The sequence below is a fragment of the Luteibacter sp. OK325 genome (genome assembly GCF_003050935.1).
In the GTDB taxonomy this organism is placed as follows: domain Bacteria; phylum Pseudomonadota; class Gammaproteobacteria; order Xanthomonadales; family Rhodanobacteraceae; genus Luteibacter.
In genome coordinates this window covers 71,922-91,673 of sequence record NZ_QAOX01000009.1, presented here as the reverse complement: position 1 = coordinate 91,673, position 19,752 = coordinate 71,922, and the positions used below count along the sequence as shown (strand labels likewise).

Here is a 19,752-nt window from a genome sequence, read left to right as displayed (position 1 = left end):
CGATGACCGCTCCCCTTCCCATGCCCGAATCCCCCGAGCGCGTCGTGCGCTTCTGGCGCGAGGCCGGCTTCGACTGTTGGTTTACGAGTGATGCCGGTTTCGATCGCGTGTTTCGCGAGCACTTCATGGGCGCACACCTGGCGGCGGCGTCCCGGAAGCTGGACGCATGGATGGCGAGCGCGGAAGGTTGCCTCGCCCTGCTGATCCTGCTCGACCAGTTTCCGCGCAATGCATTTCGTGGCTGCGCCCATATGTACGCCACGGATCCGCTCGCACGCTTCATCGCACGACACGTGCTGGAGCGAGGCTTCGACAGGCAGCTCGACGACAACATGCGCGCGTTTGCCTATCTGCCGTTCGAACACTCCGAGGACCTGGGGGACCAGGAGCTTTCGGTGAAGCTGTTCGATGCACTGGGCGGCGCATTCCAGCCGTACGCAGCGACTCACCGCGACATCATCGTGCGTTTCGGACGCTTCCCGCATCGCAATGGCGAGCTGGGGCGTGAGACGACGCCGGCGGAACAGGCGTTTCTGGAAAACGGTGGGTTTGCGGGGTGACGCTGGGGGATCGCCGCTGAAGCGGCTCCCACATGAAGCGGAGGGAGATGGTGCGCCCGGAGGGATTCGAACCCCCGACCAATGGCTTCGGAAGCCACTACTCTATCCGGCTGAGCTACGAGCGCTGATGATGCAGGTGCGCATTGTAGCGGAATGGCTCGGGGCGGCCTAGCCTGAGCCGTCAGGCCCTGGCCAGGCTGGGTTCGGAACCCGCCGCCGCGGCACGCAGGCTTTCCCTGTACCGCCGGCTGCAAGGCAGGACGGTGCCGTCGGCCATGTGCAGCCGGGCGTCACCGGCATCCAGCGGTTCGATGGCCGTGACCTGCGCCAGCTGGACCAGATAGCTACGGTGCGCCTTGACGAACACCGCCGGATCGAGCCGGGTCTCCAGCGCGGCCAGGGTGCTGCGCAGCGGATAGTCGCGGCCGCGCACGCGCAGGTTCACGTAGTTGCCGGCGGACTGCACCCATTCGATGTCGGCCGTTGCAACGAGGAAGTCACGGCCGAGCTTGCGCACGAGGAAGCGCTCCGGGCGGTCCACCGCTTCGACCGGCGGGCCTTCGTCCGGCACGTCGAGCAGGCTGGCCTCGCCCTGTATGTGGCGCCCGAACCATTCCACCATGTGACCGACGGCGACGATGAGGAAGAAGGTGCGGATGTCCTTCAGGTACTCGTAGACCGCCTGGTTTGCCCAGGGACCCGGTTCGTACCGTGAACCGAAGGTCGAATAGACCAGCATCCGAAGCAGGTCCATGCCGACCACGTGGCAGGCGGAGTAGACAAGGCTGCCGAGGAAGTACAGCGGCAGCCGGCGACGCCAGGTGTCTGCGTGCAGCGGCCAGCGATCACAGGCCTTCAACATGAAGGGCAGCATCAGCAAGCCGAGGACGATGCTGCTGAATTCGTTCGTCGCGATCTGCCAGGTCGGCGACGGGATGTCGTAGCGGATGGCGTCCATCCGGCTGGTCATGGTGTTGCCAATGGCCGCCGTGACGAAGACCAGCACCCAGAAAGCGATCATGAGTGAACGGCGACGGCGGTGGGCGCGGTCGAGTTCCCTGCCGGGCGGTGTGGGGGTCGTGGCATCCATGTCGGGAATCATAGCGTCGTCGTCACCGATCCTCACCGAAGCCGGTCCCACCTACCCCACCATTCGTCCCCGAATGCCTCGCGTTCGCCCCCTCGTGGTGGTGGCAGGCCCGGTGCCAAGCCGATTCTGGCCATGCCTTCCCTACAGGACGCATGGACATGAGCACCACCCGCCGCCACGACATCGATGCCTTGCGCATCTTCGCTTTCGCCCTCCTGATCCTCTATCACACGGCCATGGCCTATGTGTCGGGCTGGGACTTCCATATCAAAAGCGTGCACACGGCCGAGTGGCTGCAATGGCCGATGATCTTCATGAACCGCTGGCGGATGTCCCTGCTGTTCCTGATCTCGGGCGCCGCTATTGCCCTGGCCGCGCCTGAGGGCCGCCTCGGGCGGTTCGCCCGTGAGCGCACCTGGCGGCTGATGCTGCCGCTGATCTTCGGCATCTTCGTGGTGGTGCCGATCCAGCCTTACTGCGAGGGCGTGGCCAGCGGCCATCTGACACCCGGCTTCTGGAACTTCCTCGTCAGCTACTGGAACATTCACCCCTGGCCGAAAGACAGCTTCACCGGCTGGCAGTACGGATTCACCTGGAACCACCTCTGGTACCTGGCCTACCTGTGGACGTACACGCTGTCCCTGGTCGCCCTGATGCCGTTGCTGGGCCTCGCCCGGGTTCGCACGGCCGTCGCTGCCTTCTGCCGGGCACCTGTGTGGGTCTTCGTGGGTGCGCCGACCGCGCTGCTGCTGTTCTACATCCTGTATCTGGCGCCGATCTTTCCGGGTACGGGCGCCCTGGTCGGCGACTGGTATCAACACGCCAAGTACGCGACGATTTTCCTGGGCGGCTATCTGCTCGCCCGTGAGGCCGGGTTCTGGAACCGCGTCGTATCGATGCGCAAGATAACGCTGGCGACCGCACTGGTGTCGATCACGCTCTACCTCGGCCTGCGACTGACCGGCCAGCTGGTAAGTGCCGATTCGTGGGTGTATCGCGTGCCGCAGACGTTCTGGGATGTGCTGTCACAGACTGCGCAGAGCGTTTATCTATGGGCCGCCCTGCTTACCATTCTCGGCTGGGGCAAGGTCTTCCTCGACCGTCCCTTCCGCTGGCTGCCGTATTGCACCGAAGCGGTGTATCCCTGGTACATGCTGCACCAGAGCCTGATCATCCTGCTGCTGTTCTGGCTGAAGCCGATGGCACTGGGGCCGTGGCTGGAACCGGCGCTGGTGCTGGGCGGGACGGTTGCCGGGTGCTATGTGCTGCACGAATTTGTGATTCGGCGGGTGGGTTTCATCCGGCCGCTGTTCGGATTGAAGGCGATCAAGCGCACCGAGCGCGCTCTTGTAGGAGCCGATTCATCGGCGATGGGTGCTCGCGAGGGAATCTGATTTCGACGCGCCGCAGGGATCGCCGATGAATCGGCTCCTACAAGAGCATCGCCGATGAATCGGCTCCTACCCAATGAAGAAGGGCGCCTTGCGGCGCCCTTCCGTGTCTCATTTGGTCTTGTAAAGCTCGCCCAGCCAATCGGGCTTGCTCTTGTCGCGTTCCAAATGCGGGTACATCAGGCCGCCGTGGTAGTCGACGTTGATGGTCTTGTACTGGTCGAAATTCTTGACCAGCAGCTGGATCGGGGCCTTGTTCGTCTTCGCATCGGTGACGGCGTCCTTCAGCACGTCGCCGCCGAATTCCTTGTTGTTCACCGCCACGATGTGCATACCCGGCGAGAGGCCGGCGTTGAAGGCGGGGCCGTCCCAGCGCACGTCGGAGATGTCGCCCTTCGACGACACGGCGAAGCCGGCCGAATAGGTCAGGTCGGTCACCATGCGGCGGGTCTCGAAGCCCTTGATCGCTTCGGAAGGCTTGTCGTTATAGACCAGCTTCCAGCCGCTGCGCGCAATACCTTCGATATCGCCCTTGTGGCCATCGACGCGCTCGCGCAGGTAGGTCGACCAATCGAACGGCGCGATGCCGTTGAGGGTCGAGGCCACTTCTTCAAACGTGTACGGATTGACCTTCCAGTCACCGTCCTTCATACCGAAGAACGCCTTGGCGAAATCGTCCAGGTTGCGCTTGTTCTTGGTGAGTTCGCGCAGCTTGGTGTCGACATCGAGCCAGATCATCTGGCCGCCCGAATAGTAGTCTTCGCTCATCTGGTAATTGCGATACGAGAGCGGGCGACGCTGGGCGATGGTCGGATCGTTGGTGGTGTCTTCAATATTGCGCCAGGACAGGCCCGGACGGCCCTTGTCATAGGTCGCGGCGACGAAGGCGAGCAGGTCGCGCGCCTGATCCTGCGAGACGAGGCCCGAACGAGCGGCAACCACGTTCCCCCAGAACTGCGTCTGGCCTTCGTAGACCCACAGCAGGCTGTTGCCCATCGGCACATTGAAGTTCGGCGTGGCCAGGTCGGCGCCACGGCGGTATTTGCCGTCCCAGGAATGGTTGTACTCATGGGCGAGCAGGTCGCGGCCGAGCCAGTTCTTCTCCCATTCGGTGAAGTAGCCCGGGGCGGCGCTGTTCTCCGAAGAGCGATGGTGTTCCAGGCCGATGCCGCCGAGCTTGTCGGTCAGCGCGAGCAGGAAGTCGTAATGGTTGTAGTGGCGTGCACCGTAGAGCTTGTCCATCTGCTGGACGAGCTTGCGGTGGATCTCCAGGGCTTCCGGCTTGATCTCGAGCGACTTGGCGTTGTCGGCAACGATGTTCAGATGGACCGGCGAGCGGCCGTTCGGATCGAGGTCGACACGCTTGAAATAGCGACCGGCAAAGATCGGGGAGTCGACGAGGTTGTTGTAGTCGATCGCCTTGAAGTTGACCGTGTCGCCGCTCTTGCTCGCTTCCTCCAGCGCGCTGCCGTACTGGAAACCAGCCGGGAACTTCACGCTCGCCTCAACCTGGATGCGATCGGCGCGATAACCGGCCGGGTACAGCGACACCTGGTTCCACTCGACGTTGACGATGTCGGGCGTCATGACGATGCGACCCTGGCGAGTGTCCTGCGGGGTCAGCGTCTGGAACTCGACGTCCACGGAGGAAGCACCGGCCGGCACGTCCACGTTGAAGGCATAGACGTTGAATTCGTCGCGCTTCCACTCGACGCGCTTGCCACCGGCAGTCACGACCAGGCCAGCGAACTGGTCGATCGGGCCGCTCGGTGAATGGTGGCCCGGGATCCACTGCGGGAACAGCAGGGTCAGCGGACCCGGCTGCGCGGGAATATTCTCGCGGACGCGGAAAACACGGTGGTCGAGATCGGTCGCATCGACGGCGAGCTTGAGCGTGCCGTTGTAAGCAACGTCCTGCGGAGCGGGGACATCATCCGCGCGGACGGCCGTCGCGCCGACGCCGGCGAGGGCCGCCAGCAGCGCGGAGGCAAGAAGGGTGGATTTCACTGAGTTCTCCCGTGGAGCGTGTGGGTCGCCCGGCCATCCATGCGAGCGGGTCGGCGCGAGCCCCTGCGGTTCGCGCAAGCCGTCGATCCTAAACTTCGCGCGCCGGGGTTCCCTATGCCAGAGGTAACGGACGGCGCACGCCACCTGGCATGCGCAGGAACTTGCGATAGCGTGAGGGGCGGATTGTGCTTGGCGCTGGAAGTTAAAAGATCGTAATATCGCGCGGCCAGTAAAGGGGCCGCCCGGCGAAGGGGCCGGTGCGCACTACCAGGAACACAGGGAAACTCATGGAAAAGCTTCTTCTTACAACGGCCGCTGCGGCCGCACTTTCGTTCGCTTCGTTCGGCGCGCATGCCGCCAACGAAGGCGCCTTCATCGGTATCAACGGTGGCAGCGCCAACTACGATATCAGCCACAGTGGCTTCCAGGACAAGAACGACACCGCCTTCGGCGCGGTGGTCGGCTATCGCTGGGCGGTGGATCGTCCGTTCTACTTCGGCGTTGAAGCTGGCTATGTCGACCTGGGCAAGATCACGAGCCGCTACGAGACCTCGCAGACCTTCGGTACCCTGCTCGATACGTATAAGGAAAAGTACGAACTCAAGGGCCGGGCTTTGCTCGTGGGCGCCAACGGCAAGTGGGTGCTTCCGCACCACTGGACGATCACGACCCGCTTCGGTCTTGCGCATTCGCACACGTCCTACGACGCGGATCAGAATGAGATCTTCGATGGCAAGAATGTCTACAGCTACTCGCTCCGCGATTCGTCCAATGACAACGGCATCTACGCCGGTGTCGGCTTCGGCTATGACTTCACGCCGAACTTCGGCGTGACGGTGAACTACGACAACTACTCGCTGAAGGCGCAGAACATTACCGGTGACAAGCGCACCGTGAATGTCGGCGTCTGGGGCGGTGCGGCAGAATTTCGTTTCTGATCGATCCTTGTCGTGCACCACGAGAAACGGCCGCTTTCGCGGCCGTTTCTTTTTGCGATGCGCCGAATCAGGTGCGCGACGGAATCTTGAGTCCCCGCTCCACACCTGGCCGCGACGTGCCACGCTCGAGCCACGCGATGACGTTCTGGAAATCATCGAAGCCGACCAACTCGCGCGCACCGTAGAACGTCACCAGATTATTCACCCATCCCAGCGTGGCGATATCCGCGATGGTGTACTCGTCGCCGATGATCCACTCGCGACCGTCGAGCCGGCGATCCAGCACGCCGAGCAGGCGCTTCGCCTCGTCGACATAGCGTTGCAGCGGACGCTTGTCCTCAAACTCGCGGCCGGCGAATTTATGGAAGAAGCCCACCTGCCCGAACATCGGTCCAATCGCGGCCATCTGGAAGAACACCCACTGGATGGTTTCCCAGCGCTTCGCCGGATCGGCGGGAATGAAGCGTCCCGTCTTCTCCGCCAGATAAAGCAGGATAGCGCCGGATTCAAACAGGCCGATCGGCTTACCGTCGGGACCGTTCGGGTCGATCATCGCGGGAATCTTGCCGTTCGGGTTCAGCGACTCGAACTCCGGCAGCTTGTTCTCGTTCTTCATGATGTCGACCAGATGCACCTCATACGGCAGGCCCAGCTCCTCGAGCAAGATCGAGGTCTTGACCCCGTTGGGGGTCGGCAGCGAGTAGAGCTGGATGCGATCGGGGTGCGCAGCGGGCCAGCGCGAGGTGATCGGGAACGCGGAGAGATCTGACATGGTGCCTTTCCTTCGGGCCGTGAACCTTCGAAGGTAGGTCGTTACCGTGCCCGATTCAATGGGCCTTTCCCTGACTTCCACAATTGCCGTAGGTGTATGGCGCATTCGGGCCGAGAGTGACCATGAACGCTCTCGGCCGCGGTATCGTCCGCGCCCCACACGCAAAGGACTGCCATGGCATTGCCGCTAGCCGAACCACGTAGGCGTTTCATTCTTATTAGGATGGCCTTTGGCACCCTCATCGCCCTGGTTCCATGCGTGTCGCATGCACGTACCGATAATGCGGTCGATCTGTTCGATGAGGCGATCGCCCGCGGATTGCCGCAAACGATCGTGCTTGACGATGGCGCGCTGACCATCGAGTCACCGCTCGATGTCGAGCTCCACTTCCCGAACGAGCGGGCAGGCGACGTACCAGGCAGCATGTACCTCGTGACATGGCGCGGCGAGCAAGCCGTGCTGACCCGGTCAGGGACGCATGTCGATATCAGCATGCCTCGATCCGGTAGCGTGGAAGTCACTGGATTCAGTAGCGAAGCCGAAGGAAGCCATCACATGGAAACCGGTGCGCCTCACAGCTTCACCGAGTCGGTCGCACGGCAAGCCTCGTCGCAGAAGATGACCATGCCCCGATACGCCGCGGGAAAGACCACCATCATGAAGGCGCAGCGCGCCGCCGCCCAGCCTACGTTGATCTTCTGGCTGTTCCTGCACGACGACACGCTGGGCGTCACCCGGCAACATATTCACGCAAGTTACGTAGCCTGGTGGCTCGCCGATATGAAGCGCATATTTCCCACCCGGCGATTGTCGGCGATCTACAGTCAGCACGTCGCCGGCTTGACCGATATCCCCTATGGGCACGAATCGTCGCTCAAGGACTGGTCCGCCGCCGTCGACAACTATGCGTGGCGGGAGAAACTCCCGCGTGTCCCGGGCGAATTCGAATACAAGTTCATGCTGGTTACCCGCGACGAGGTTGCACCAGGCGCATCCGGGCTCGCCTGGCTTGGCGGCGATGAGGCCATGGCCTCGCTTACGGGACGTTACACCATCGTCGCCCATGAGTACGGCCACACGCTGACGGCCAGCCACGAGGACGCCGAAGTGCGCTGGTCCTCGGGGTGGCCGTGCGAAACCAACCTCATGTCGTCCGTCAGTCCGCTACGCGCGAACTGCTATCGCTATTCGGCGGCGAACGAACGACGCATGCGCAGGCATATGGCGAACGAATGGACGGTGCCGGTACGACTGGATCCTCCGGGCATTCCACGCCTTCGGATCGAGTGACTGGCGAGCCGCGTCAGTCGCGATTGAGCTTGCTGTGCCTCACGCTATAGGTGAAGTACACGATCAAGCCAATCGCCATCCAGATGGCGAAGCGCTCGAAGGTAATCCACGGCAGGCCCCAGATCAGTGCCAGCGAGAACAGGATGCCGAGCGGCGCGACGAACCAGACCGCTGGCGTCTTGAACTTCCGCTCCAGGTCCGGCTTGCGCACGCGCAGCACGAGCACCGAAGCGCAGATCAGGATGAACGCGCTGAGGGTGCCGATGTTGACCAGCTCGGCCACTTCACCGATGGGCAGCAGGCCGGCGACCACGGCGGTAAAGATGCCGAGGATCATGGTCGGACGCGCCGGCGTGCCGAACCGCGGATGCACACGAGCAAACCAGGCCGGCAGCAGCCCGTCGCGCGACAAAGCGAACCAGATGCGTGCCGCACCGAGCATGAAAGCAAACAGCACGCTGATGACGCCGATGACGGCTGCCACGGCAATGACATTGCTGAGCCACGGCAGGCCAATGGCGTTGAAGGCATCGGAGACCGACGCTTCACCATTGAGCGTGCCGTAGGGCACGATGCCGGTGAGCACCAGCGATACCGCGATGTAGAGCACCATCGCCACAGCCAGCGAGAGCAGCACCGCGCGCGGAAGATCGCGCTGCGGATCCTTGGCTTCCTCGGCGGCGGTGGTCAGGGTGTCGTAACCGAACACGGCAAAGAATACGACGCTCGCGCCGGTCAGCACGCCCTGCCAGCCGAAATGGCCCATGCCTTTATCGTCGAACACGCGTTCGGGGATGAACGGGTGCCAGTTGGCGGTATTGATGTAGAACGCACCGACGCCGATCACCAGCGCCACGCCGATCACCTTGATGCCGACGATGACGGTGTTGAGGCGCGCGCCCCACTCGGTCTTGACCGAAAGAAGGATGGCGACGAAGAGAGAGATGCCGGCCGCGATGATGTTGAAGCGGTGCGCGTCGGTCGGCGCGGCGACCGGATGGGCGAAGCTCACGCCCAGCGGGCCCATCGCGTGCTGCCAGTAATACGCCATGGTGTCGGCGCTCATGCTCTTCTGCGCCCACTCCGGCAAATGCACGCCCGCCGAGGCGAGCAGTACCTGCACGTAGCCCGACCAGCCAATGGCAACGACCGCGACCACCAGCGCGTATTCGAGCAGCAGATCCCAGCCGATGATCCAGGCGGCGCCTTCGCCAAGCACGGCGTAGCCGTAGGTGTAGGCGCTGCCGGTGACCGGGATCAGGCCGGCGAACTCGGCATAGCAGAGAGCGGCGCAGGCGCTGCCGAGGCCGGCGATGATGAAGCTGAGCGCGACCGCCGGGCCGGCATTGAGCGCCGCCTGCTGGCCGGCGAGCACGAAGATGCCCACGCCGATAATGCCGCCGATGCCGATCGCGGTGAGCTGCCACAGACCCAGCACCCGCCGGAAGTCCTTGCGCTGGCCTACCTCGGCCTGCAGCTGCTCGACGGACTTGTGACGGAGGAACTTGGCTAACGACATCGGGGGGTCCCTGGGACTGGCTGACCGGGGATCATACCTGCGGCAGGCCCACCCCGTGGGGCCAGCGACCCTGTGGGAGCCGCTTCAGCGGCGAATCCTGACCGTGTCGCAAGACCCATCGCCGCTGAAGCGGCTCCCACAAGGGGCAGGCTATGGCGTATCCAGCGCCTTCCGGCCCAATGCCGGATCGTCGGTGAAGAACGCATCGATACCCGTCGCCAGGTAGGCCCGAATCTCGGCCACCGAGCCCGCCTCGTTTCGCGCCGAATCCCCCGCATCGTTGCGAAAATCCGCAGCGAGGAAGTGATTCTCCGGCCGGAACGTGTACGGATGGACCTCTAGGCCGGCGGCGTGCGCGTCATGGACCAACGGGGCTACAGGCGCCAGGCGGCCGTCCTTGTCCAGCGGAATGATGCTGCGCGTCGACGGCCCGATGGCGTCGGCGTAGGTCGCGACGGCCCTTAGCCCCTTCGGCGTCATCATCGCGCCATAGGTCGTGCCGGCATCGTCGGCCGGGTGCTCGCCGGCGTCATCCATAAGCTGGAGAAGGCGAATGTTCGGATGCCCCTTGCCGAGCTTGCCGTGCAGGTACTTCAGGTTGCCGACCTCGAAGGACTGGATTTCGACCGGGGCCGTGCGCGTGTACGCGTGTGCCGCGAGAGTGGCCAGCACCTTGTCTTCCATCGGCAACCCAACCCCACGGAAATAGGTGGAGTGCTTGATCTCGGGAATGATGCCGATGACGCGACCGCGGGCCGACGACTCCGCGGCGACGTATTCGATCATCTCGTCGAAGGTCGGCACGCTGAACTGACCGTCGTAAGCCGTGTTGGCCTTGCGGATATCGGCGAGGCGCTCGCGGGCACGCAGCGTCTTCAGCTCGGCGAGCGTGAAGTCCTCGGTGAACCAACCCGTGATCTGCACGCCGTCGACCGTCTTGGTGGCGCGCCGGCCGGCGAACTCCGGACGCGCGGCGACGTCGGTCGTGCCGCCGATCTCGTTCTCATGACGGATGACCAGCACCCCGTCCCTGGTCGACACCAGATCGGGCTCGACGAAGTCCGCACCGTCCTCAATGGCGACCGCGTAGGACGCGAGCGTGTGCTCGGGACGTAGCGCGCTTGCGCCACGATGGCCGATGACAAGAACCTTCGCGGCGAGGGGCTTGGCCGGTGCTGCATGCGTGGACATCGAAAGCGCTCCCAACGCCAGGGCGAGAGCGCACGAGGATAGTGCAAACAAAGGGCGTGTCTGTGTCTTCATCAGAAATCCGCCGTGAGGGTGACGAAGCTCTGCCGCGGCGCGCTGGCGTGGAAGGCGAGCGCGCGGCCGTTCGGATCCGTGGCCGCGAAGGCGGTCAGGTTGGTCGCGTAACGGTGATCGGTGAGGTTCGTGATGTTGAGAGCCAGGGTGAGTGCCTTGAGGCTGGCGACCGGACCAAAGTCATAGCTCGCGCCGAAGTCGAAGGCGGTGGCGCCGGCCACGCTCTGGTCGTTCGTGTATGTGTAATAGCGCTTACCCGTGTACTTGCCCTGCAAACTGGCTGACCAAGGGCCATAGGTATAGCTGATCTCGCTCGCCACCATGCGCTTGGGCGTGTCGACCGTGGTCTTGTCTTTGACCGGCACGACCTGGCCGTTGGCGACGTAGTTATCGTCGTACTTCGAGCGGTTGAACGAAGCCGAGTTGTACCACTCGAGACCACGAACCGGCTTCCAGATGAAGGTGAACTCCGCACCACGACTGCTGACGGATCCGACGTTCACGAAGGCGGTGTTGCACTCCGGGCGCGTGCCCTGCTCGATGCTCGGGCAAGGATTGAGCGAGAGCAGGCGGTTGTCGAACTTCACATCGTAGAGGGCGACGGAGGCTTCGTACCATGTGCCGACACTGCGGAAGCCGCCGTCGATGCTGCGCGATTCTTCGGGCTTCAGGCTGGATTTCGTGCCCTCGAACGCGGCCTGCGAGACCGAGAGCGGGCCGCCGGCGCCGCCACCCTGGAAGGCTGCGATATTCTTCGCATAAGAGAGGAACAACTCCTGGCCAGGTGCGAGCTGGTAGGCCAGGCCCGCCTGCGGGAGGAAGGACTTCTCCGCCTTGAGCGTACCGTTCGCGTACGGACTCTCGACACCCGGCAATTCGCGCGCGGTCATCGTGGTGTGCGGGCTTTTCACCCCGAAGTCCACACTCAGGCGGTCGTCAAACGCCTTGAAACTGTCCTGCAGGTAGGCCTGCTTCGTCGTGATGACATAGTCCTGGGCGAACAGGCGGCGATCCGGATCCGAAAGGTAGCGATCGTCGCTCACCGGTCCGTCGATGTAATAGAAGTTGCGCTCGACGTGGTGATCGTTCTTCTCGTACCAGAGGCCGCCCTCGACATGATGGCCACCAAGATCCCACGCTAGTGAAGCGATGGCGCCGTTACGGTTGATCGTGTAGTTGGTGCTGCGGATGGAGATCGGCAGCTCCTGTGCCGTACCCGGATACGACTTCTGACCCGGCGACCACCAGTGACCCTGGCCCGCATCTTCGTGGTGATAGACCTGGGTATGCAATGTGGCCGAGTCGGAGACCGTGAAGTCGCCGGCGAGGTAGTAGAGGTCGTCACGGCGCAATGCACGGCTCTGGTAGTAGGCGTCGTCGATGTTGTCGACGCCGCCGGAGAAGCCGCAACGCGGATCGCTCACGCCCCCCTTGGTGTACGCAGGCGCGCAATAGGCCGCGGCCAGCGCGCGGTTCCAGTCTGGCGCGTAAAGATTCCAGTCCCAGCCGAGGCCGCGCTTCATGCCACTCCTGGACAGATAGGCGTAGTCGGCCTGGCTGGTACGCGAGGTATCGGCGAAACCGGTGATCCGGTTGCCCTCGCCGAACTCATAGACGGCCTTGCCATTGAACTGCTTGGTGTTGGTCGGCGAGTTGGGGTTGGCCCACATGTCCGCGTCGCTGTGCGCGCCGGACAGGTACATGGAGAAGCCCTTGTAGTCGCCGCTATCGATGCGCGCATAACTGCGCCGGTTGTGGTCGCTGCCCAAGGTCTGCGCGACCTTGCCGCCGAAGGTCTTTGCCGGGTCCGAGGAGAAGTACTGGATGGCACCACCGAGGTTACTCGTCGATGCGGTGCCCAGTGCACCGATGCCTTCGGACAGTTCGACCGTCGCCATGTTCTCGGCGATCAGGGCGCGCGAGATGTTCAGGCCGTTGTAGTTGCCATACGCGTTATCGCCCAACGGCAGGCCGTCCAGCGTATAGCCCAGGCGCGTCGCATTGAAGCCGCGCAGCGTGATCGTCTGCGATTCCTCGTTGGCGCCGAAGGCGTCGTTCGACTGGACGGAGACACCCGGCAGGCGATTGAGGATCTTTTGCGGGCTGGTCCCCGGCGGCAATATCCTCTGGTCGGCCGGCGTGATGCGCTGCACCTGTCGTGTTTCACCCTGGCCGATCACCGAGACGCCTTCGAGCTGCTGCGCCTGATCGGCGGCGGTGGGCGGCGGTACGTCCTCGGCATGGGCCTGGAGGGACATGGCGGAAACAAGGGCGAGAAACAGGGTACGGCGGGAAAGCGTCATCGACAGGGAGCTCGTCGTTGGGGGAAGCCGGCTAGCCTGCGGATGCGATATGTATGTTTTCTTACGAAAGGATGTGATTCTTGCGAAGAGGTGACGCCCATCGCATTTCCCAGGACAGTCACGGTTAGGCCAGACCTTCGGTTTCTGCTAGTTTCCCGACCCGATACCCTCGGTCCCACCGGATACCCCATGCTCAAGCATCTCGCGATGGCCACGCTCTCGGCCGCCCTGCTCGCTTCCTGCGCCAGCGCGCCGAAAGACAAGACCGCCAGCCCCGCGGCCATCACCGATGGCGCGACGCTGGACCTGGCCATCCTCGAGACGACCGACGTCCACTCGAACATCCTCTCGTACGACTACTACAAGCAGAAGGACGACCCGACCTTCGGCTACGAACGCGTCGCCACGCTGATCCGCCAGGCGCGCAAGGAGTTCCCGAACACCGTGCTGTTCGATAGCGGCGACACCATCCAGGGCTCGGTGCTCGCCGACTACCAGGCCATGGTCAAACCGGTGGGTTGCGATACGGAGCTCGGCATCTACGCCGCGATGGACGCGGTTGGCTACGACGGCGGCACCGCCGGCAACCACGAGTTCAACTACGGCCTGCCCTTCCTCGCCCAGGTCACCAACACGTCGATGAACGTGGACGGCGTGAAGGCACAGCAGTGCGCGGGGCCGAAGTTCCCGCTGGTCCTGTCCAACGTCTACAGCGCGCGTGACGGCAAGCCCATCTTCAAGCCCTGGACCATCGTGACCAAGACGGTCAACGTCACCACGGCGATGGGCAAAGTCGTACCGACCACACTGAAGATCGGCATCATCGGCTTCACGCCACCGCCGATTCTCGACTGGGACAAGCGCAATCTCCAGGGCAAGGTCACCGTCGACGGCGTCGTCGAAGCCGCGAACAAGTACATGCCGGAAGTGCTCGCACAGAAGCCCGACCTGGTGGTCGCCATCCTGCACGGCGGCCTCAACACCGCGCCGTACACGCCGCAGATGGAGAACGGTGGTTGGTATCTCGCCGGCGTGCCCGGCATCGACGCGCTGCTGCTGGGTCACTCGCATACCGAGTTTCCGGGGCCGCGCTATATGGACATGAAGGATGTGGACGCGAAGCGCGGCATCGTGCGCGGCGTGCCCGCCGTGATGGGGGGCTTCTTCGGCAAGGACCTCGGCGTGATCAACATGACGCTGAAGCGCGAGGGCGATCACTGGGTGGTGGAGAAGGACAAGAGCCACAGCCAGGTCCGTCCCATCTGCCCGAAGAAAAACGATTGCGTCGCGGTCGACCCGACTATCGAGCCGATCGTGAAAGAGGCGCACGAAGCCACGATCGCCTACGTCAACACACCGATCGGTGCAACCGATCACGACCTGACCAGCTACTTCGCCGACGAAGGCAACATGAGCGCGCTCGCCGTGGTCAACGCCGCGCAGGCCGACTACGCGCGTGACGAACTCAGCCGCACCCACCCGGAATGGAAGGACGTCCCGCTGATCTCCGCCGCGTCCGCGTTCCGCACGGGCTTCGGCGGTCCGGACGATTACACCGATGTACCGAAGGGCCCGATGACGATCCGCAATGCGGCGGACCTTTACTTCTATCCGAACACGCTTGCCGCGGTGAAGATCGATGGCGCAGGGGTGAAGGCGTGGCTGGAAGAATCGGCCCGGCGCTTCAACCAGATCGATCCATCGAAAGAAGGCGAGCAGCCGCTGACCGGCAAGTTCGTCGCTTATAACTTCGACCAGATGCAAGGTGGCATCACCTACACCATCGACATCACCAAGCCGGAAGGCCAGCGCATCGGCAACCTCCGTTACAAGGGCAAGCCGGTCAAGGACACCCAGCCCTTCATCGTGGTGACCAACAGCTATCGCGCGAACGGCGGCGGCGGGTTCCCGGGTATGAACGGTGATTCCGTCGTGCTGAATGCACCGGATGGAAACCGCGAAGTCGTCATCAAGTGGGTCGAAGCGAAAAAGACGATCACGGCGAAGGATGTCGACAAACGCTCGTGGCGCTTCGTGCCCGTGAAGACCAAGGGCAGCCTGACCTTCACCGCCGCGGCAGGCAAGGAAGACATCGCCAGGGCCCAGGGCCTGGCAATCAAGCAGCTTCGCGACAACGGCGACGGTACCGCCATCTACGCCCTCGACCTCTCGAAGCACTGATCTCGCTTACTGGGGCCCGCTATCGCGGCGCCCTGCTCATTGTGGGAGCCGCTTCAGCGGCGATAGGGGACTTGCCGCAACCCCATCGCCGCTGAAGCGGCTCCCACAGTTCATTCCTGCAGTGGTCCGGCCTGAAGTGGGCCGCACCCCTCGGCAGCATCGCCGAAATCCACATAGGCCATCCGGCCAGCCCCGCCCCGCTTGACAGCCGCGCACACGCGGGCATAACGTCGGGCTCATGCATCTCAATACGCCAGCGCTGCGTTTCATCCCGGCCCTCCCGGCCGGCGCGCTCGCGTCCGTATCCACCACCGCGACTACAACGACAACGACCACTACCCTGGTCGGAGGATCGGAGTTCGCGCGCGCCTAGTTCCTTGTCGCTGCCGGCCCCGACCTCCCGCAGGACGGGATCGGCGCCGGAACTCCCAGCCAAGATCCCCCACCTGATGTGACGAAGGGCCTCTCACCGGAGGCTTTGATCGTGTCCATCGCTATCGCATTACCCCGTTCGCCCTTACGTGTCGCGCCTATTCGCGCGGCCGTCGCCCCCCTCGTGGTCAATATCGGTGTCGTCGGACCCGGCAAGGTCGGTAGTGCCTTCCTGACCCAGATGCGCCTCGCCGCGCCGCGCCTGCTGCGTGAGTGCAACCTGCAACTCAGCCTTCGGGCAGTGAGCGACAGCCGGCACATGTGGCTGGATTGCGACGACGACGCCCTCAACGGGCGCCAGCACGGCGCCCAGATCTGGCGTCCGGCCGAGCTCGACGAGTTCGCCGCGTACGTCGCCGGGCACGAGGGCGAAGTGGCCGTTCTGGCCGACTGCACGGCCAGCGACTTAGTGGCCAACCACTACGCCGGCTGGCTCGGCGCGGGCATCCACATCGTCACCCCGAACAAACGCGCCGCCAGCGGTCCGCTGGATCGCTGGCACAAGATTGCCCGTGCCTCCGACGCCAGCGGCGCCCGCCTGCACTACGAAGGCACGGTGGGCGCGGGCCTGCCGGTGGTGCAGACCCTGCGCGACCTGATCGACACGGGCGATGAATTACTCGCCGTGGAAGGCATGCTCTCCGGCACGCTGGCCTGGCTATTCAATCGCTTCGACGGCTCGGCACCTTTTTCGGCCCTGGTCCGCGAGGCCCACGCCATGGGCTACACGGAGCCCGATCCCCGCGACGACCTCTCCGGCATGGACGTCGCCCGCAAGCTGGTGATCCTCGCCCGCGAAGCCGGCGTATCGCTGTCGCTGGACGAGGTTTCCGTACGCAGCCTTATCCCCGCCGAACTGGCCGCCTGTACCCGCGAAGACTTCATGGATAGCCTCCAAGCCATGGATGCACCAATGGCCGCCCTGCTTGCCGATGCCCGCGCCGCGGGCGGCGTGCTGCGCCACGTAGCCCGCCTCGACGGCCGCCAGGCGTCCGTGGGCGTGCAGGTGGTCGGTGCCGACCATGCCTTCGCGCACTCACGCCTCACCGATAACGTGGTTCGCTTCGCCACGCGCCGTTACTGCGACAATGCGCTGGTTGTCCAGGGGCCGGGTGCCGGCCCCGAGGTCACCGCCGCGGCGGTCTTCACGGACCTGCTGCGCGTGGCTGGCGCCATGGGAGTAAAACGGTGCGCATGTTGAAAGAAGAATCCTCGCCCCTGGTCCGTGCGGATGTCGCCGTGGCCGAGGCATACGCCAGTGTCGGCAATGTCGGCATCGGTTTCGACATCCTTGGACACTGCGTCGCAGGTGCGGGCGATCGCGCCGAAGTGCGCCGTATTTCCGGACGTGAAGTGCGTATCGCCGCCATCGATGGGGTGATCACCGACCTGCCGATGGCCGCCGCGGACAACACCGCCGGCGCCGCGTTGCTTTCGATGATGCATGCGCTCGACCTGCCGTTCGGTTTCGAGCTGGTGCTGCACAAGGGCATAGCGCTTGGCTCGGGCATGGGTGGCTCGGCCGCTTCCTGCGTCGCCGCGGTGGTCGCTGCGAATGCGTTGCTGGACGAGCCGCTGTCGCGCGAGGCGCTGTATCCGTTCGCTTTGGACGGTGAGGCGGTCGCCAGCGGCAGTCGTCATGGTGACAATCTGGGCCCCATGCTGCTCGGCGGACTAGTGCTCGCTACCGACAAGCGCCTCGTGCGCATCCCGGTACCGGCCCAATGGTACTGCGCGCTGGTCCATCCGCATGTCGTGCTGGAGACCCGTCGCGCCCGCGCTGCGCTCGCCGGCCATTACGCGCTGAGTGAGTTCGTTGCCCAGAGCGCCAACCTCGCGCTGGTGCTGGCCGGTTGCTATCGCGGCGAAGCGGCGCTGGTGCGCGAAGGACTTTCCGACGTACTGGTCGAGCCGCGCCGCGCGCCGCTTATTCCCGGCTTCGCCCGGGTGAAGCAGGCCGCACTCGACCATGGCGCGTTCGGCGCCAGCATCTCCGGCGCCGGTCCAAGCGTATTCGGCTGGTTTGAGGATCGTACCTCCGCCGAGGCGGCGTCGGTCGACATGCATGCCGCATTCAAGGCCGCAGGACATGACAGCGACGTGCTCGTCGCGCCCATCGACGGCCCTGCCGCCCGGCTGCTCTGACCATGCGCTATGTCAGCACGCGCGGCGGTGCCGCGCCCACACGTCTTTCCGATGCCATCGCTGCCGGCATCGCGCCCGATGGCGGGCTGTATGTTCCCGAGAGGATGCCGCGGGTATCGCTGCCACCGCCGAACGCATCCCTCGCCGGCACGGCGCTGCGTATGCTCGAGCCGTTCTTCGAGGGCGATCCGCTCGAAGACGATCTCCCGGCCATCTGCGCCGAGGCCTTCGCGTTTCCGGCGCCGCGTCGTCAGCTGAGCCTCGACGGCGCGCATGTGCTCGAACTGTTCCATGGCCCGACCGCGGCATTCAAGGACTTCGGTGCGCGCTTCCTCGCCGCCTGCATGAGCCGTCTGCGCCGTGACGGTGATCGCCCGCTGACCATCCTCGTCGCCACGTCAGGCGATACCGGCGCGGCAGTCGGGGCGGCCTTCCACAACCTGCCCGGTGTGCGCGTCGCCATTCTCTACCCGGACAACCGCGTCTCGCCGCGTCAGGCCCACCAGCTCGGCAGCTTCGGCGGCAACGTGCGCGCGCTGCGCGTGGAGGGGAGCTTTGACGACTGCCAGCGCATGGTGAAAGGCGCGCTGGGCGATGCCGCCTTGCAGGCGGACGTACCGATGTCCTCGGCGAACAGCATCAGCCTGGGTCGTCTGTTACCGCAGATGGCCTACTTCGGGCACGCGTCCCTGGCTTCCGATGGCCCGATGAATGTGATCGTCCCCACCGGCAATCTAGGCAACGCCGTGGCCTGCCTGTGGGCGCGAAAGATCGGCCTTCCCATCGGTGATGTGCTCTTTGCCTGCAACGCTAACGACACGCTCCCTGAGTTCTTCGCCGGCCAGGCTTATCGTGCACGTGACGCCATCGCCACGATCGCCAATGCGATGGACGTGGGTGCGCCGAGCAACTTCGAACGACTCAGCCACCTCTTCGGAGGAGACGACAACGCACGCCGCGGCGGTCACGCCGAAGGCGTGGATGATGCCGAGATCCGCGATGTCATACGGCGTCACGCCGCCAGCGACGGTGAGGTCTTCTGCCCACACACGGCGACGGCGATGCGCGTATTGGAGCGACGGCGGATGTCGGGAGACTCGCGCCACTGGACCGTTGCGGCGACGGCACATCCGGCCAAATTCGATACCGTCGTGGAACCGCTGATCGGACGGTCCGTGGAAGTGCCCGAAGCGTTGGGTGCCATGCTGGGCCGCAAGGCGAATGCTGAGCCACTCGCCGCACAAGGCAGGGCGCTCGCAGACTGGCTGCGCCGCTGGTAGCCCATCCGCGACCGGGTTATCGCCGATAAATCGGCTCCCACACAAGAGCCGCCCAGTCCGCGCTGCTGCCCAGTCCGCGCCTTGCGTGGGAACCATTGTGGCAACCACAGTGGGAGGCGCTGTGGGAACCACTGTGGCAACCACAGTGGGAGCCGCTGTGGGAGCCGCTGTGGGAGCCGCTTCAGCGGCGATGCTTTTCCGACAGGACAGTCCCCAATACCACTCCTCGGAACCGCCGACGGAATGCGCTCTCCCACTGCAAACCACCGCCTCGGGCGTCTAGCCGTCCGAATGTCCTAGGAAACAAGTTTCAAGAGAAAGTGTTGACACCCGTCGGCGAACTGACATACGTTCGGTGACATGACGCAGCGCACCACCACTGGCCGCTTTGCCCTTGACCGCCTTCCGGCGGCAGTAGGCAAGCTGCGTCTTGGCGGCGGCCTCCTTCTTATTAACCTTGTACTTATTACCTGCGGAGGTGCGGGCTAAGGGCAAGTGTCCAGGTAAATAGAAACAAACCTGAAGACTCCTTAAGAACCCCGCACCCGGCAACGGATGCGGGGTTTTTTATTGCCCCAGGC

14 protein-coding genes and 1 tRNA gene are annotated in these 19,752 nt (G+C 64.2%); 8 read left to right on the top strand and 7 right to left on the bottom strand.

What is annotated here, in order from left to right:
* Positions 1-2: 2 nt before the first annotated feature.
* Complete coding sequence (locus C8J98_RS17910; RefSeq protein ID WP_107914546.1) at positions 3-560, top strand: DUF924 family protein; 558 nt, start codon at positions 3-5, stop codon at positions 558-560.
* Positions 561-608: 48 nt separating this feature from the next.
* Here C8J98_RS17910 and C8J98_RS17905 read toward each other — a convergent pair.
* Positions 609-685, bottom strand: a tRNA-Arg gene (locus C8J98_RS17905).
* A 56-nt stretch (positions 686-741) separates the two neighbouring features.
* Positions 742-1,581 carry a LytTR family DNA-binding domain-containing protein gene (locus tag C8J98_RS17900; protein WP_107914719.1) on the bottom strand — a complete coding sequence of 280 codons (840 nt, stop codon included), beginning with the start codon at positions 1,579-1,581 and terminating at the stop codon, positions 742-744.
* Positions 1,582-1,808: 227 nt separating this feature from the next.
* Between C8J98_RS17900 and C8J98_RS17895 the strand changes: the two genes are divergently transcribed.
* The gene (locus C8J98_RS17895) at positions 1,809-3,044 is read left to right on the top strand and encodes an acyltransferase family protein (RefSeq protein WP_107914545.1); all 1,236 of its coding nucleotides are present in this window, start codon (positions 1,809-1,811) and stop codon (positions 3,042-3,044) included.
* A gap of 108 nt (positions 3,045-3,152) precedes the next feature.
* Here the strand turns inward: C8J98_RS17895 and C8J98_RS17890 are convergent, their stop codons facing one another.
* On the bottom strand, positions 3,153-5,048 hold the full coding sequence (locus C8J98_RS17890) for a M61 family metallopeptidase (protein WP_107914544.1): 1,896 nt from the start codon (positions 5,046-5,048) through the stop codon (positions 3,153-3,155).
* A gap of 287 nt (positions 5,049-5,335) precedes the next feature.
* Here C8J98_RS17890 and C8J98_RS17885 point away from each other — a divergent pair, with 287 nt between their 5' ends.
* Positions 5,336-5,986 (top strand): outer membrane beta-barrel protein, encoded by a 651-nt coding sequence (locus C8J98_RS17885; RefSeq protein ID WP_107914543.1) that lies wholly within the window; start codon positions 5,336-5,338, stop codon positions 5,984-5,986.
* 67 nt (positions 5,987-6,053) lie between these two features.
* Here the strand turns inward: C8J98_RS17885 and C8J98_RS17880 are convergent, their stop codons facing one another.
* The gene (locus C8J98_RS17880) at positions 6,054-6,758 is read right to left on the bottom strand and encodes a glutathione S-transferase N-terminal domain-containing protein (RefSeq protein ID WP_107914542.1); all 705 of its coding nucleotides are present in this window, start codon (positions 6,756-6,758) and stop codon (positions 6,054-6,056) included.
* Positions 6,759-7,016: 258 nt separating this feature from the next.
* Between C8J98_RS17880 and C8J98_RS17875 the strand changes: the two genes are divergently transcribed.
* Complete coding sequence (locus C8J98_RS17875) at positions 7,017-8,048, top strand: hypothetical protein (RefSeq protein WP_146171666.1); 1,032 nt, start codon at positions 7,017-7,019, stop codon at positions 8,046-8,048.
* Between the two features lie 13 nt (positions 8,049-8,061).
* Here C8J98_RS17875 and C8J98_RS17870 read toward each other — a convergent pair whose 3' ends face one another.
* The 3 genes from C8J98_RS17870 to C8J98_RS17860 form a co-directional block, all read right to left on the bottom strand.
* A complete protein-coding gene (locus tag C8J98_RS17870; protein ID WP_107914540.1) occupies positions 8,062-9,567 on the bottom strand; it encodes an amino acid permease in 1,506 nt (501 codons plus the stop codon).
* Between the two features lie 150 nt (positions 9,568-9,717).
* The gene (locus C8J98_RS17865) at positions 9,718-10,758 is read right to left on the bottom strand and encodes a glycerophosphodiester phosphodiesterase (protein WP_233260276.1); all 1,041 of its coding nucleotides are present in this window, start codon (positions 10,756-10,758) and stop codon (positions 9,718-9,720) included.
* Positions 10,759-10,829: 71 nt separating this feature from the next.
* Positions 10,830-13,088 (bottom strand): TonB-dependent receptor, encoded by a 2,259-nt coding sequence (locus C8J98_RS17860; protein WP_233260285.1) that lies wholly within the window; start codon positions 13,086-13,088, stop codon positions 10,830-10,832.
* A 234-nt stretch (positions 13,089-13,322) separates the two neighbouring features.
* Between C8J98_RS17860 and C8J98_RS17855 the strand changes: the two genes are divergently transcribed.
* From C8J98_RS17855 to thrC, 4 genes are all read left to right on the top strand, one after another.
* Positions 13,323-15,314 carry a bifunctional 2',3'-cyclic-nucleotide 2'-phosphodiesterase/3'-nucleotidase gene (locus C8J98_RS17855; RefSeq protein WP_107914538.1) on the top strand — a complete coding sequence of 664 codons (1,992 nt, stop codon included), beginning with the start codon at positions 13,323-13,325 and terminating at the stop codon, positions 15,312-15,314.
* 532 nt (positions 15,315-15,846) lie between these two features.
* Positions 15,847-16,947, top strand: a complete 1,101-nt coding sequence (locus tag C8J98_RS17850; RefSeq protein ID WP_233260284.1) for a homoserine dehydrogenase — start codon at positions 15,847-15,849, stop codon at positions 16,945-16,947.
* The gene (locus C8J98_RS17845) at positions 16,941-17,891 is read left to right on the top strand and encodes a homoserine kinase (RefSeq protein ID WP_107914713.1); all 951 of its coding nucleotides are present in this window, start codon (positions 16,941-16,943) and stop codon (positions 17,889-17,891) included. Before C8J98_RS17850 ends, C8J98_RS17845 begins: the two co-directional genes overlap by 7 nt.
* A 2-nt stretch (positions 17,892-17,893) precedes the next feature.
* Positions 17,894-19,171: a threonine synthase gene (gene thrC / locus C8J98_RS17840; protein WP_107914537.1), complete on the top strand. Its 1,278-nt coding sequence runs from the start codon at positions 17,894-17,896 to the stop codon at positions 19,169-19,171.
* Positions 19,172-19,752: the final 581 nt, after the last annotated feature.

Excerpts from the sequence above, each read along its gene's own strand:
- C8J98_RS17910 (WP_107914546.1), top strand. The coding sequence starts at position 3 with ATGACCGCTCCCCTTCCCATGCCCGAATCCCCCGAGCGCGTCGTGCGC.
- C8J98_RS17900 (WP_107914719.1), bottom strand. The coding sequence starts at position 1,581 with ATGATCGCTTTCTGGGTGCTGGTCTTCGTCACGGCGGCCATTGGCAAC.
- C8J98_RS17895 (WP_107914545.1), top strand. The coding sequence starts at position 1,809 with ATGAGCACCACCCGCCGCCACGACATCGATGCCTTGCGCATCTTCGCT.
- C8J98_RS17885 (WP_107914543.1), top strand. The coding sequence starts at position 5,336 with ATGGAAAAGCTTCTTCTTACAACGGCCGCTGCGGCCGCACTTTCGTTC.
- C8J98_RS17880 (WP_107914542.1), bottom strand. The coding sequence starts at position 6,758 with ATGTCAGATCTCTCCGCGTTCCCGATCACCTCGCGCTGGCCCGCTGCG.
- C8J98_RS17870 (WP_107914540.1), bottom strand. The coding sequence starts at position 9,567 with ATGTCGTTAGCCAAGTTCCTCCGTCACAAGTCCGTCGAGCAGCTGCAG.
- C8J98_RS17865 (WP_233260276.1), bottom strand. The coding sequence starts at position 10,758 with ATGTCCACGCATGCAGCACCGGCCAAGCCCCTCGCCGCGAAGGTTCTT.
- C8J98_RS17860 (WP_233260285.1), bottom strand. The coding sequence starts at position 13,088 with ATGTCCCTCCAGGCCCATGCCGAGGACGTACCGCCGCCCACCGCCGCC.
- C8J98_RS17855 (WP_107914538.1), top strand. The coding sequence starts at position 13,323 with ATGCTCAAGCATCTCGCGATGGCCACGCTCTCGGCCGCCCTGCTCGCT.
- C8J98_RS17845 (WP_107914713.1), top strand. The coding sequence starts at position 16,941 with ATGTTGAAAGAAGAATCCTCGCCCCTGGTCCGTGCGGATGTCGCCGTG.
- thrC (WP_107914537.1), top strand. The coding sequence starts at position 17,894 with ATGCGCTATGTCAGCACGCGCGGCGGTGCCGCGCCCACACGTCTTTCC.